The following is a 14,525-nucleotide window of genomic DNA, read 5'->3' on the forward strand; positions in this document are numbered from 1 at the left end:
CTGTTACCCATAAAAAGGGAATAGCAGCACTAATAAATACGAACAAGTGTATATACTAGAAGAAAAAATATATTTCTGGCTTTTGTGCCTTATCCCAGTACTAGTAGTTCTATTTATAGGACTTTCTTTCTGGAGGTATCGTGCACAAAAAAAATATGCCACAAAAAAGATGCTGGGTCATTTAATCCCAGATAAATCTTGGTTTAAACCGGTATTAAAATTAGTAACCGTGTGCATGGGGATAACCTTTTTAATACTTGCTTTGGTAAATCTTAAGGCAGGTGAGAAACTAGAAACAGTAAATCGAGAAGGTGTAGATATAGTTTTTGCGGTAGATGTTTCAAAATCCATGCTTGCCGAAGATATCGCACCCAGTAGATTAGAAAAATCACAAAGACTTGTTACCGAAATTATTAATAACCTTGCCAGTGACCGCATAGGACTAATAGCATATGCTGGTAGTGCTGTGCCTCAACTGCCTATTACCACAGACTACGGTAGCGCACGATTATTTCTTCAATCTCTTAATACCGATTTAATATCCAGTCAGGGAACAGCTATTAATGAAGCGATACAACTAGCTGAGAGTTATTATAGCGACCAGACAGAAGCAGCAAAAATATTAGTTATTATAAGCGATGGAGAAGATCATGAAGGTGATAGTGCTTCTGTTGCAGAGGCTGCTGCAGAGAAAGGAATTCGCATCATAACCATAGGTGTAGGTACAGAAAAAGGTGGTACCATACCTATTAAGGTGAATGGTGTCGTTAGAGAATTTAAAAAAGACAGAGACGGTAAAACTGTAATTACTAAGTTAAATGCCCAAACCCTTAAAGAAATAGCTGACTCTGGTAACGGTGCCTATATAGATGGTACGGTTACTGCAACAGTAATAGAAGAATTAAAGGAGCAGTTATCAGGAATTGATAAAGTTGCTTTTGATTCACAACAATATTCAGATTTTGAATCCCAATTCCAGTGGTTTTTAGGCTTTGGATTGTTCTTCTTATTTTTAGATGTATTTTATTTAGAAAAGAAAACTGGCTGGCTTAAAAAATTAAACTTGTTCAATGAGTAAGATGATGATGAAACAGATAATAGTAGTTTTAGTGTTTTTTGGTGGTTACGCTTTCGCGAAAGCGCAAGAAAAACCATCTATAGATCCAGTTTATGAAAACGAGATTGCCAAAGCTCAAGAATATGCAAAGGAAGGAAACTTTAACCTAGCAGAAGCAGCATATAAAAAGGCTAAGGCGGTAAACCCTAAAGCGGCAGATGCTGCCTATAATTTAGGTAATCTTTATTACGACCATACAAAAAAATACAACGCTTCTAATAATTATATAGCTGCTGCCGAGGCTGCTACGACTAAAGAAGAGAAGCATAGAATTTATCATAATCAAGGAAATTTATTGCTGGAAAATAAAGAATATAAAAAAGCGGTTGAGGTATATAAAAAGGCATTGAGAAATGACCCTACTGACGAAGAAACGCGTTACAATCTAGCACTAGCCAAAAAGGAAGAAGAAAAGCAAGGCGGCGGTGGCGGCGGCGGTGATGACGAAAACGATAAGAAGGACGACAGCGAGAGTAAAGACCAGGATAACAAAGAAGGAGATAAGGATAAAAATTCTGACGGTAAAAACGACGGTAAAGAAAACGAGAAAGAAGGTGATGATAAGAAGGGCGATGGAGAAGGAGATAAGGATAAAGACGGTAAACCTAAGGACGGAAAAGACGGTGATGGAGAGCCTAAAAAACAAGACCAAAAAGCACCACAACGTGTAGAAGGTAAAATGACGCCACAACAAATTAGCCAAATACTGGAGGCGATGAATAATGAGGAGCAAAAAATTAAGGATAAGGTAAATGCTAAGAAGGCTCAAGGGCCAGCTAAGAAAACAGAAAAAGATTGGTAATGAAACATTTGATTTATATACTATTTCTTTTAAGCAGTTATTTAACCTTTAGTCAGGTAGAGTTTACTGCAAACGCTAGTCGTACTAGAATTGCCGTTAATGAAAGGTTGCGCATTGAATTTAAAATGAATGTAGATGGTGATAATTTTACGCCACCTAATTTTGTGGGATTTCAGGTAGTTGCTGGTCCTAGTCAGGCGGTTTCTCAAAGTTGGGTAAATGGTAAAAGCAGTATGACTAAGTCATATACATATGTTTTAAAACCTACTAAAACTGGTAAGTTAACCATACAACAGAGTGTGATGACTTATAACGATAATGAGTATAAGACCATACCTCAAGTTATTAATGTTACTGGAGCTGTGGCACAACCCAAAGGTCCAGATGATCAGTCTATAAGTGTAGAAGATAGTATACATCTAGTTGCTGAGGTATCTGATGCTAACCCTTATCTTAATGAAGCCATAAGAGTAGTTTACAAACTTTATGTTTCTAATGAGACTGGTGTTACTGGATGGAACGAGTTAGATAGTCCCAAGTACAGAGATTTCTGGTCACAGAATATAGATAACCGCAATAGACAGGTGAAAAATGGAACCTATCAAGGACAACCTTATAGATACCTAGTATTACGAGAAGCTATTTTATATCCTCAAAAGACAGGTAAATTAGAGATAGAACCATTAACACTAGATGTTCAGGTGCAAATACCGACTAGTAGAAGAGATTTTTTTGGTAGACCTTATACAACAACAGTAAGTAGAACGGTAAGTGCTGGAAAAAGAGCTATTACGGTTAAAAACTTACCTGCTATAGGTAGGCCAGCGAGTTTTACAGGAGCAGTAGGAGAATTTGATTTTAAGGTAGAAACAGATAGAGCACAATTAGACGCAGGAGAAAGTCTGACTGCTACGGTAGGTGTTTCTGGTTCTGGAAATTTAAAATTAATGGAACTGCCTAAGTTGAAGGCACCACAAAGTCTAGAAGTTTACGACCCAGAGCGCATTAATAAGGTGAGTACTAATATTTATGGAATGCGCGGTAGTATAAAAGACTCTTATACTGTAGTACCTCAATACGGTGGTAAATATGTTATACCACCGATAGAGTTCTCTTATTTTGATCCTAAAAAAGAACAGTATATTACTAAGTCTAGCGGCGAGATATTATTAATGGTAGAAGGTGATGCACCTACTACTGCAAGTAATGATACTGCTGTTGCTAGTGAGAGTGAATCTAAAAATTTGATTAAAAGTAATGTGCCATTTGCATTTATTAAAACAGATACACAATTAACAGATAAGACAAAAAGCTATTTCTTTAATACGACTACCTATTGGGCTATTCTAGGCGGTATATTACTAATCCTACCGTTAGTATTATTATACCGTGGGCAAGTAGAAAAACGCAGTGCAGATATAGATGGCAATCGCATAAGAACCGCAAATAAGTTGAGCAAGAAATATCTTAGTACGGCAAAGAAAAACATAGGGAATCACGAGTTATTTTATATTTCACTAGAAAAATCTTTACATAACTATTTGAAATCTAAACTTCATATTCAAACGGCAGATATGTCTAAGGATAAGGTAGATGAGTTGTTAGAACAAAGAAATGCAAGTCTGGAGACTAGAAAAGAATTCGGTGAATTATTAGCTAGTTGTGAGTTTGCACGTTACACACCGTCGTCTGAGGCCAGTATGAAAGAAGATTATGAAAAAGCTGGTAGAGTGTTAAATGATATAGATAAACAATTAAAGAAGTAAGATGAAGAAGATGTTATCCATATTGTTGCTGCTTTTTGTGTTTATAGGTAATTCACAAGAATCATTTGAGGCAGCTGCTTTTACAAAAGCAAACGAGGCATACACGGCGGAAAATTTTGACCTTGCTATTGCTGGTTATGAGCAAATACTTAAAACAGGTAAGCATAGTGCTGAGGTTTATTTTAACCTAGCAAATGCTTATTATAAAATTAACGCAGTAGGACCAGCTGTCTATAACTTTGAGAAAGCACTTCAGTTAGATCCAGAAAATGCAGATATACAGAACAATCTCAATTTTGCTAATCAGATGAAAATTGATGCGGTAGAAGATACTCGAGTAGAAAGTATAGGATCGAACTTAGAGAAATATGTTACCTCTTTGAGTGTAGATGAGTGGGCTTACTTTAGTATTCTACTAGTTTTATTTACTGTTTTAATGGCAGTATTTTATTTCTATGCACAAACAGCAGGTAAGAAAAGACTGTTTTTTATTTTTACGTTTGTAGGTATTCTGTTTTCTGCATTAGCTATTTATGCAGCTTTTTATTCTAAGGATCATTTGAATAAAGAGCAATATGCAATAGTCTACACGGCTGAGTATACTACAAGAGAAGAACCTAAAGAAACGGCAAAAACGAGTTTCATTCTCCATGAAGGGACTAAGGTAGAGGTGCAAGAAGAATTTAACGACTGGGCATTAGTTTCTTTGTCTAATGGTAATAAAGCATGGATGCCTCTCGATAAGATTAAAAAATTATAAAGTTTAATCTTTTACTCATCTTTAAACACCTTTTCCTATCTTACATTTATTGCAGTAACTTTAATCTATTGCTTGTAGCAATTTGATATGTATATTTTAATAAAGTAGAGATATGTTTAAACATCTTAAAGGAGATTTATTTGGTGGTTTAACCGCAGGAGTAGTAGCACTACCACTAGCACTTGCATTTGGTGTTCAGTCTGGGATGGGAGCGATCGCTGGGCTATACGGTGCTATTTTCATTGGTTTTTTTGCGTCACTATTCGGTGGTACGAGTACACAAATTTCTGGTCCTACTGCACCTATGACTGCTGTAAGTATGGTAGTTATTGCAGGTATAGTACAGGTTTATGAAGGTAATCTTGCAAATGCGTTGCCCGCTATTCTAGCCGTATTTATCATGGCCGGTATCATGCAAGTCTCTTTAGGGATTTTAAAACTAGGTAAATACATCAAGTATATACCTTATCCAGTTGTTTCTGGATTCATGACAGGAATAGGTGTAATTATTCTTATCACACAAATTTTACCAGCTATAGGTTATTATCCTGCCGAAGATGATCAGTTTATAGAAAAGTACAACCCAATCGCAAGAGAAGTAGTATTACAAAATATAATTAAAGATCAAGTAGACGGTAAACTACTGGTAATAGAAAACCTAGAAGACACAGTTGAGAAAGCAAAAGAAATCACGCCAGATCAAATTCTAGCAGAATCTAAAATACAGGCCAAAAAAGATAGTAGTGGAGTTTTAGGAACATTGAAAACATTACCTACTGCCATTAAAAATATCAACTGGTTAGAATTAGGACTTACCTTAATTACCATATTTATAATCTTTGGCTTTAAACGTATAACAACTACTATACCTTCTACTCTTGTTGCATTACTAGGTGTTTCTGTAGCAGTGTATTTTATAGGTTTAGATGTTCGTACAATAGGAGAAATCCCTACAGATTTACCTATGCCTAATTTTGCCATAGTAACAGAATTTAATCTAGGTGCTGTCGCGCCTTATATTTTCACAGCGCTCACACTAGCTTTTCTAGGCGCTATAGATTCCTTACTTACTAGCGTTGTGGCAGATAATATGACCAAAACCAGACACAATCCTAATAAAGAACTTATAGGTCAGGGAATAGGTAATAGCATTGCAGCATTCTTTGGTGGTATTCCTGGCGCAGGAGCAACCATTCGTACCGTTGTGAATATAAATTCTGGTGGTAAAACAAGACTATCAGGTATGATAGCTGCAGTGATGTTGCTTATTATAGTAGTTGCTTTAGGTGGTTTTGCCGAAAATATTCCTAGCGCAGTACTTGCAGGAATATTAATAACCGTAGGTATAGATGTAATGGATTATAAGGGTCTTAAAGTATTAAAGTCTATTCCTAAAAGTGATATAGTCGTCATGTTTGTTGTTTTGATTCTCACTGTTTTTTGGGATTTAGTTTATGCAGTAGGAATAGGATTAGTTATCGCTAGTTTAATATTTATGAAAAAGATGGGTGATTCTAATAATCATAAATCCGGTATTAGAAAACTGTCCGATATAAAGAACCTAGATCATGCAGACTATTCTCGCATACCAGTTAGATTAAGAGAAGAGATTTTCATTAAAGAATTATTTGGCCCTATGTTTTTTGGGTACACTAGCGACTTCCAGTCTATGTCTAGAGATGTCCCAGAATATGCTACTCATGCTATTATACGTATGAAAAAAGTACCCTTCATAGATCAGTCAGGACTTTTTGCTTTTGAAGATGTATTGCAAAATCTTATTAAAAAAGGAATCCAACCCTTGTTAGTCTCAGTACAAGAGCAGCCTTTATATAGATTAGAAACTATAGATATAATTCCTGATTTAATAGGTAAGGAACATGTTTTTGAAGATTATGAGGCCTGTCTTAAATGGATAGTTGAGCATGTAGAAGACACGGTGCCGTCTATAGAAAAGTAGATAGAAATTGTTCTCGCTTTCGCGAAAGCGGAAACATCATAAATATTAATTATAAATAATAAGATTAAAGAAATCAAAAGTCACTGTGCAAGTCTTTATTTAATAGAAAGCACAAAGCCTTAGAGTTTAATAAATTCTTTGTTATCGCACTGTTTGCATGTGATATTGATAATTTTATTGCTTTAAAAAAATGGTATCTTTGATCTCCAAATAAATTATATGGATAAGACCAAAAAAATTGCTGTAATAGGTGGTGGTAGCTGGGCGACAGCCATAGTAAAAATGCTTTGCGAAAACCTGGATACCGTCTACTGGTACATGCGTAGCGATTATGCTATTGAGCACATAAAACGCAATGATCACAACCCTAATTATTTAAGCTCTGTAGAGTTTAAGGTAGATCAATTGCATCTTTCTAGCGATATTAATGAAATCATAAGCCTAGCAGACCTTTGCATCTTTGCAGTGCCTAGTGCCTTTGTATATAAAGAATTAGAAAATCTAACGGTGTCTCTTAAAGATAAAATCATCTTTAGTGCCATTAAAGGAATTGTTCCAGAAACCGGACTTATAGTAGGAGAGCATTTTCATGAGCATTATGATATAGAATTTGAGAACATAGGTGTTCTTACAGGTCCATGTCATGCAGAAGAGGTTGCTCTAGAAAGACTTTCTTATTTAACTATCGCTTGTGCAGACGAAGCAAAGGCTAAATTTCTAGCAGAGCGACTAGAAAGCGACTACATTAATTGTAAAATTAGTGACGATATAATAGGTACAGAATATGCAGCAATGCTTAAAAATATCTATGCTATCGCAGCAGGAATCGCCCACGGATTAGGCTACGGAGATAATTTCCAAAGTGTATTGATGAGTAATGCCATACGTGAGATGAAACGTTTTATCAAGAAAGTACATAAGATGAAACGGAATATCAACGATAGTGCTTACCTAGGTGATTTACTTGTGACTGGTTATTCTGGTTTCTCGCGCAATCGCTTATTCGGTAATATGCTAGGTAAAGGATATACCGTTAGAAGTGCACAAATGGAAATGAGCATGGTGGCCGAAGGTTATTATGCTACTAAAAGTGCCTTTAAAATTAATGAAGAAAAAGGGGCTAAAACTCCTATACTAGATGCCGTTTACAGCATCTTATACGATAATAAAAACCCTAAAAAGGTATTTAAAAAACTGGCTGAGAAGCTGGACTAAACCAAAACTATACAATGTCAACACTTGCAAAAGATTTTGGGATGGATGTCGCTCTAGAGCAATTGGGTCTCAAAGAAACAAATCACGGTACGTCTACTGGTAACCAGCACTTCGGTAATGGAGCTACTATCACTTCTTCATCTCCTGTAGATGGTGCGGTAATAGGTAAAGTAACTACTACAACTCAAGAAGATTATGAGAAAGTAGTGGTTAGCGCCCAAGCCGCTTTTAAAGACTGGAGAATGAAGCCGGCACCATTACGTGGTGAGATCGTACGTCAGTTCGGTGAAGAATTAAGAAGATTAAAAGAACCTCTAGGAAAACTTGTTTCTTATGAAATGGGTAAATCTTATCAAGAAGGTCTTGGAGAAGTACAAGAAATGATCGATATCTGTGATTTTGCAGTAGGTCTTTCTCGTCAGTTACACGGTTTAACGATGCATTCTGAGCGTCCAGGACATAGGATGTACGAGCAGTACCATCCACTAGGGATAGTAGGTATTATAAGTGCATTTAACTTTCCAGTGGCAGTTTGGGCATGGAATACAGCTCTTGCATGGATAAGTGGAGATGTTTGTATCTGGAAACCAAGTGAAAAAACACCTCTTTGTGGTGTTGCCTGTCAGAATATTATCGCGACAGTTCTTAAAAATAACAACCTACCAGAAGGAATTTCTTGTCTTGTAAACGGAGATTACAAAGTAGGAGAAATGATGACTACAGATAAGCGTGTACCACTTATAAGCGCAACAGGTTCTACTCGCATGGGTAGAATAGTAGCTAGTAAAGTAGGAGAACGTCTAGGTAAATCTTTATTAGAATTAGGAGGTAACAATGCAATAATAGTTACTCCAGATGCAGATGTTAAGATGACTGTTATAGGGGCTGTTTTTGGTGCTGTAGGTACTGCAGGACAGCGTTGTACTTCTACACGTCGTTTGATCATACATGAATCTATGTATGATAAAGTAAAAGACGCAGTAGTTGCTGCTTATGGACAGCTTAAAATAGGTAACCCACTAGATGAGAATAATCACGTAGGTCCTATTATTGATAAAGATGCAGTTGCTGGTTATAACAACGCTCTAGAGCAAGTTGTAAAACAAGGTGGTAAAATACTAGTAGAAGGTGGCGTACTTTCTGGTGCTGGGTATGAAAGCGGTTGTTATGTAAAACCTGCTATTGCAGAGGCTACTAACGATATGCAAATCGTACAACACGAGACATTTGCTCCAGTGTTATACTTATTGAAATATTCTGGTGATGTAGAAAACGCACTGGATTTACAAAATGGTGTTGCACAAGGATTATCAAGTGCGATCATGACCAACGACTTAAGAGAAGCAGAGCGTTTCTTATCTCAAGCAGGTTCTGATTGTGGTATAGCAAACGTAAACATAGGTACTAGTGGTGCAGAGATAGGTGGAGCCTTCGGTGGAGAAAAAGATACCGGTGGTGGACGCGAGTCAGGATCTGACGCATGGAAAGTCTACATGAGAAGACAAACCAACACAATTAACTATACGACGGAATTACCTCTTGCTCAAGGGATTAAATTTGATCTGGATTAAGTAGCAAGGAGATGGATTAGTAATTGTCTTTCCAGGAAAATTGGCGGGATAATAATTAATTTAAAGAGAAAGGTTATTCCAAATTAATCAGGAATCTCTTAATATTATCGCAATCTATAAATTTTGAAAGCATCATGCTTTTGTAAAAACCACCTTAGAAATAAGGCGGTTTTTTTGTGCGTCAAACTAAGTTTTTACTTAGGGTAAAGTAAATTCTATCCTTTGGAAAAATAGAATAACAACATAGATTTTAAGTAAATTGAGAAAACTTTAAAGCGATTCCGCATCTGCAGTGTAATGACGATTAAAAAATGATTTTTATTCTACAGCGGAATGACTAGCTAGAAAGTAAATGTCTTTAAAGAAATAATCATTTAGTAAACGCTAACTCTCCAAAATCAACTCCAGCACCTTTAAATAATCCTCCTGATTATTTACAAAATCCAGGTCGCTTACATCGATCACTTTTACTTTTAACTCTTGTTGCGATCTTATAAAATCGGCATAGCCTTGCTGTATTTGAGAGAGGTAGCTGGCTTCTATATTCTTCTCATAGTCACGACCTCGTTTTTTAATATTCTCTAGCAATCTATCTTCTGTCTGATAGAGGTAGATGTATAAATCTGGTTTAACCAGTTCTTTATACATCATATTAAAAAGGCGTTTGTATAATGAGTATTCTTCTTTTTCTAGTGTTATTTTGCTGAAAATAAGTGATTTAATCACATAATAATCAGCGACTGTAAATTCTTTGAAAAGATCTTGTTGCGCAACATCGTCGCTTAATTGCTGGTACCTATCGGCTAGAAAAGACATTTCTAGAGGGAAAGAATAACGCTCCTTATCTTCATAGAAAAGAGGTAAAAAAGGATTGTCTGCAAAACGTTCTAGAACTTGTTTTGCATTAAAATCTTCCGATATTTTATGCGTGAGACTTGTTTTTCCACTACCTATATTTCCCTCGATGGCTATAAAGTTAAGGTCTTGGATAGGATACCGCTTTCGCGAAAGCGGAATTTCAACCACCACCTTATTTTTTAATTGCTCTAGACCATTAGAAATTTCTTTCATTGTTTTGCCCAAGACAGGATGCTCAGTTTTTGCAGCAATATCTACTAGTGGTTGCATTACAAAATTGCGATCCTGCATTTTACAATGCGGTATCTGTAGATGTGGAGTGTCAATAACCTGATCGTCATAAAGTGCTATATCTAGATCAATTACTCGATCTTCATAAACATCTCCAGTGCGAGGTACACGGCCCATGTCACGCTCTATTTGTTGTAAAATTTCTATGGTCTGTATGGCCGTTTTATTACTGTGGACCAGTATACAAGTATTTAAAAAATCACCACCAGAAAATCCAGCTGCAGGCACTTCATACACGCTAGCAACTTTAATGATAAGGCCTAATTGCATTTCTATACGGCGTACAGCGTCTATCAGGTGATGTGCTCTGTCGCCTAGATTACTGCCTAATGCAATGAATATCTTATGGTTATGATTTGTTGAGATACCGTTAAATTTTGCAGCAAATTAAGGAATAATAGCACACTGTTGAAGTACTTTTACCATAATTATGAAGACACTTACTGATAAAAAACTACGACTCGCTCATCGCATTTATTTAGTGCTAGGTGCATTATTTATTTGCTCGCTAGTAGTTTCTAATCTTATTTTTCAAAAATTCTTCCATTGGAATCCCTTGGGGCTCTATAATTTTGAAATTTCAGTAGGATTACTGCCTTATCCTATAACATTTCTGGTAACTGATTTAGTTAGTGAGATTTATGGACGTCGTAAAGCAAATGATCTAGTTCTAGCAGGTATATTTGCATCGGTATTTAGTTTAGGAATAGTTGCTGTTGCAGACGTTGCACCAGCTATAGAAGGTAGCCCTATACAAGACGCTGTTTTTAATAAAGTATTTGGTGCCACAACTATTGCTGTAATGGCGAGTATGACCGCTTATTTATTTGCTCAATTTGTAGATATACAGATTTATCATTTTTGGAAAAAACTTACTGGTGGTAAGATGCTCTGGTTGCGTAATAACTTCAGTACCATATTTTCACAGTTTGTTGACACTTTAAGCGTGTTATTATTGTTATGTTATTACGAGGTGTTGTTATGGGAACAATTCTGGCCATTATTAACGGCTGGTTTCCTGTTTAAAATGCTGGTTGCATTAATAGATACACCATTGTTGTATGGTGGAGTTTATATTTTCCGACGTTTATTTAAACTGGAAATAGGAGAAGAAATTAAAATTGATTAAAAAGAAATCATGAAGAAGTTATTTAAAATATTAGGAGTTACGTTGCTAGCAGTTATCGTTTTGATCATTGCAGCGCCATTTTTCTTTAAGGATCAAATAGCCCAAATTATTAAAGATAAACTCAATGCATCTATGGATGCTCAAATTGATTTTGCTGAGGTAGATTTGAGCCTTTTCAGTGCTTTTCCAGACGCACGATTAAACATAGAAGGAGTTTCTATTATCAATAAAGCACCATTTGCTGGAGATACCTTGTTCTATGGTAGAGAGGTGAAACTAGACTTGCCTGTGGGTGATTTATTTAATGACGCTAGCGAGCCTATACATGTTAATGAATTGATAGTTAATGGTGCAGTGAGTCGTCTTACGGTAGATGAAGAAGGTAATTCCAGTTGGGATATTGCAAAGGAAGACACAGCTGCAGTCACTACGGAATCTGAAACAACAGAAGAAGGTACTGGATTCTCTTTTGACCTGAAACATTACGAGCTTACAGATACAGAGCTTACCTATGAAGATAAGAGCACGCAAATGAAGTTTGCAATGTCTCAAATGAATCATTCTGGTAATGGAGATTTTTCTTTGGGACAGAGTACATTAGACACCTATACAGAAGCGCTGGTTTTCTATACCATGGATGGTATTGATTATTTATCGGGACAGCAAGTAAAACTCGATGCGGAGATTCTTATGGATCTAGAAAACCAAAAGTATACGTTCCAAGAAAATAAAGCTTTTATCAACGATCTAGAATTAAAACTAGATGGTTTTGTAGAGCTGGAAGAAGCTTACACTATGGTGGATTTAAGTTTTGACACGCCATCTTCTGACTTTAAAAACTTCTTTGCAGTAATTCCTGAAACATATCGTAAAAATCTAGATGGGATAACCACTACTGGAGATTTTACAGTAAACGGTATTATAAAAGGTGAGGTGGATGATGCTCGTATTCCTAAAATGGATATTAAGATCAGTTCTAATAATGCTTCTTTTAAATATCCAGATTTACCTAAAACGGTAACTAATATAAATATAGATGCACAGCTTAAAAATGATACTGGTAATGTAGATGACACTTATTTTAATGTAGCGCAAACTTCATTTAATATAGGTAGTGATAGAATAAGTGGTAGCGCGATGATCAAAAATCTAACGACTAATATGGACGTAGATGTTAATGCAAAAGGAAATCTAGATTTTCAAAATCTTGCACAAGCATTTCCTCTTCCAGACGGTATGAAACTAGATGGTAAACTAGCGCTGGATATGGCAGCAAAGTTTGACATGGAAAGTATAGAGAAAGAGCGTTATGAACGTATTAATACAAAGGGTACAGCTGGTCTAACAGAATTTAAATATGAAGGTGACGCTATGACTAAGCCTCTTATTATTAATAAGGCAAATATAGATATGACTACTTCTAGAATTAAATTAGAAGACTTTGACGCGCAAACTGGTAATACAGATTTAAAAGCTAGTGGTACAATTAATAATCTAGTAGGGTTTTTGTTGCAGGATCAAGACCTTAAAGGAACATTTAATGTACGATCTAACACACTTGATGCGTCAGACTTCATGACTGCTACAGAAGTAACGCCGGCACAAAAAGCAACGGATCAAACTCAAACTTCTACATCGTCCACTACCACAGAGGCTATAGAAATTCCAGCTTTTCTAGATGCAAATTTAGATTTCCAAGCTAATCGTGTTTTGTACGATGGATTAGAATTGAAAAATGTAAGCGGTATAGCATTGGTGCGTGACGAGACTCTGACTCTTAACGATGTAAAGACCGATATTTTTGATGGTAATATAGATGTAAATGGTTCTGTAAGTACAAAGGGAGATACACCTGTGTTTAATATGGCGCTAGATATGAAAGATCTAGATATTGCAAAATCTTTCGAGGGCTTTGATATGTTTAAGTCTTTTGTGCCTATTCTAAAATCATTACAAGGTAAAATCAATACGGATATAACACTATCTGGATCGTTAGATAATGAGTTGTCACCTATTTTAAGCACACTTGCTGGAGATGCATTTGCACAATTATTAACAAAGGATATCAACGCAGCTAATAATCCTTTGTTGGGTAAGCTAGACGATAAAATAAGTTTTATTGATTTAGATAAATTTGATATATCTGATATTACTACAAAATTAAATTTTAAAGATGGTGCTGTACAAGTATCTCCATTTGACTTTAATATTAAAGGTATTAACGCAACTGCCAGTGGTAAACACAGTCTTACTAATGAGATGGATTACACACTAGCGCTAGATGTACCGGCAAAGTATTTAGGTAAAGAAGGAGCAAGTCTACTTTCTAAATTACAAGCTGAAGATGTAGAAAAGATAAATGTGCCTATTCCGGTTAAATTTTCTGGATCATTTTTAAGTCCTAAAATAGATTTGAATTTAGACCTTGCAGTTAAAAACTTAACTAATCAGATTATAGAAATTCAAAAGGCAAAACTAAAAGATAAAGGAGAAGATGCGGTAAATAATGCTGTGAACGATATTATAAGTGGTAACAATCCTTTAACCGGTATTAAAGATTTAATAAATGGTAACGATACTAAGGCTACCGATTCTACTAAGGTAACTACTCCTAAAGATTCTACAGGAACAACTAAACCTGTTTCTACAAGTACTGAAGACAAAGTAAAAGAGGCCGCTGGTGGTTTAATTAAGAACTTGTTCGGTAAAAAGAAAACAGAAACAGACACTACTAAGACGAAGTAGGTTCTGTCCAAATACCTAGATTCCCCAAGAGTAGAATTAATTCTATCCTTGGGGAAATAAGATTTAGGTACTCTTTGTTTCAAGATACCTTGATAAATTGTAAATCAACTCTTGTTTACTTTGTTTATTACGTAATTTAAAATAGTAGTTAAGGTTAGTAATATTAGAAAAGCTATTGAAGATTTGTAATATAAATGCATTATGAAAATCCCATAATAATATTCTATTAATAGGGTTAATGCTATCCAGTTAATAAATAATGTCAAACTAATGGAATAAAAAAGGGTTTTTGATAGTTTTGATTTCAGTAA

At 35.6% G+C, this 14,525-nt stretch carries 10 protein-coding genes; 9 read left to right on the forward strand and 1 reads right to left on the reverse strand.

Going from position 1 to position 14,525, the window contains the following annotated elements; translation table 11 throughout:
• Positions 1-46: 46 nt before the first annotated feature.
• From ABJF08_RS01730 to ABJF08_RS01760, 7 genes are all read left to right on the forward strand, one after another.
• Positions 47-1,078 carry a VWA domain-containing protein gene (locus ABJF08_RS01730; RefSeq protein ID WP_348114319.1) on the forward strand — a complete coding sequence of 344 codons (1,032 nt, stop codon included), beginning with the start codon at positions 47-49 and terminating at the stop codon, positions 1,076-1,078.
• Positions 1,071-1,919: a tetratricopeptide repeat protein gene (locus tag ABJF08_RS01735; protein WP_348114320.1), complete on the forward strand. Its 849-nt coding sequence runs from the start codon at positions 1,071-1,073 to the stop codon at positions 1,917-1,919. Before ABJF08_RS01730 ends, ABJF08_RS01735 begins: the two co-directional genes overlap by 8 nt.
• Positions 1,919-3,685, forward strand: coding sequence for a BatD family protein (locus tag ABJF08_RS01740; RefSeq protein WP_348114321.1), 1,767 nt, complete (start codon positions 1,919-1,921; stop codon positions 3,683-3,685). The genes ABJF08_RS01735 and ABJF08_RS01740 overlap by 1 nt, the downstream gene beginning before the upstream one ends.
• A gap of 1 nt (position 3,686) precedes the next feature.
• Positions 3,687-4,445 carry a tetratricopeptide repeat protein gene (locus tag ABJF08_RS01745; protein ID WP_348114322.1) on the forward strand — a complete coding sequence of 253 codons (759 nt, stop codon included), beginning with the start codon at positions 3,687-3,689 and terminating at the stop codon, positions 4,443-4,445.
• Positions 4,446-4,557: 112 nt separating this feature from the next.
• Positions 4,558-6,405, forward strand: a complete 1,848-nt coding sequence (locus ABJF08_RS01750) for a SulP family inorganic anion transporter (RefSeq protein ID WP_348114323.1) — start codon at positions 4,558-4,560, stop codon at positions 6,403-6,405.
• 219 nt (positions 6,406-6,624) lie between these two features.
• Positions 6,625-7,620, forward strand: coding sequence for an NAD(P)H-dependent glycerol-3-phosphate dehydrogenase (locus tag ABJF08_RS01755; protein ID WP_348114324.1), 996 nt, complete (start codon positions 6,625-6,627; stop codon positions 7,618-7,620).
• A 14-nt stretch (positions 7,621-7,634) separates the two neighbouring features.
• On the forward strand, positions 7,635-9,191 hold the full coding sequence (locus tag ABJF08_RS01760; RefSeq protein WP_348114325.1) for an aldehyde dehydrogenase family protein: 1,557 nt from the start codon (positions 7,635-7,637) through the stop codon (positions 9,189-9,191).
• 384 nt (positions 9,192-9,575) lie between these two features.
• On the opposite strand, the gene folK is transcribed toward ABJF08_RS01760, so the two are convergent.
• The gene (folK, locus tag ABJF08_RS01765) at positions 9,576-10,706 is read right to left on the reverse strand and encodes a 2-amino-4-hydroxy-6-hydroxymethyldihydropteridine diphosphokinase (protein WP_348114573.1); all 1,131 of its coding nucleotides are present in this window, start codon (positions 10,704-10,706) and stop codon (positions 9,576-9,578) included.
• Positions 10,707-10,770: 64 nt separating this feature from the next.
• Here folK and ABJF08_RS01770 point away from each other — a divergent pair, with 64 nt between their 5' ends.
• The gene (locus ABJF08_RS01770; protein ID WP_348114326.1) at positions 10,771-11,469 is read left to right on the forward strand and encodes a queuosine precursor transporter; all 699 of its coding nucleotides are present in this window, start codon (positions 10,771-10,773) and stop codon (positions 11,467-11,469) included.
• Between the two features lie 9 nt (positions 11,470-11,478).
• Complete coding sequence (locus ABJF08_RS01775; RefSeq protein WP_348114327.1) at positions 11,479-14,214, forward strand: AsmA-like C-terminal region-containing protein; 2,736 nt, start codon at positions 11,479-11,481, stop codon at positions 14,212-14,214.
• Positions 14,215-14,525: the final 311 nt, after the last annotated feature.

It is taken from the genome of Nonlabens sp. (genome assembly GCF_039941875.1).
GTDB lineage: Bacteria > Bacteroidota > Bacteroidia > Flavobacteriales > Flavobacteriaceae > Nonlabens.

What these genes read in the sequence shown, in the direction of transcription:
- ABJF08_RS01775 (WP_348114327.1), top strand. Translation starts at nt 11,479, where the DNA reads ATGAAGAAGTTATTTAAAATATTAGGAGTTACGTTGCTAGCAGTTATC.
- ABJF08_RS01760 (WP_348114325.1), top strand. Translation starts at nt 7,635, where the DNA reads ATGTCAACACTTGCAAAAGATTTTGGGATGGATGTCGCTCTAGAGCAA.
- ABJF08_RS01750 (WP_348114323.1), top strand. Translation starts at nt 4,558, where the DNA reads ATGTTTAAACATCTTAAAGGAGATTTATTTGGTGGTTTAACCGCAGGA.
- ABJF08_RS01755 (WP_348114324.1), top strand. Translation starts at nt 6,625, where the DNA reads ATGGATAAGACCAAAAAAATTGCTGTAATAGGTGGTGGTAGCTGGGCG.
- ABJF08_RS01740 (WP_348114321.1), top strand. Translation starts at nt 1,919, where the DNA reads ATGAAACATTTGATTTATATACTATTTCTTTTAAGCAGTTATTTAACC.
- ABJF08_RS01770 (WP_348114326.1), top strand. Translation starts at nt 10,771, where the DNA reads ATGAAGACACTTACTGATAAAAAACTACGACTCGCTCATCGCATTTAT.
- ABJF08_RS01735 (WP_348114320.1), top strand. Translation starts at nt 1,071, where the DNA reads ATGAGTAAGATGATGATGAAACAGATAATAGTAGTTTTAGTGTTTTTT.
- ABJF08_RS01745 (WP_348114322.1), top strand. Translation starts at nt 3,687, where the DNA reads ATGAAGAAGATGTTATCCATATTGTTGCTGCTTTTTGTGTTTATAGGT.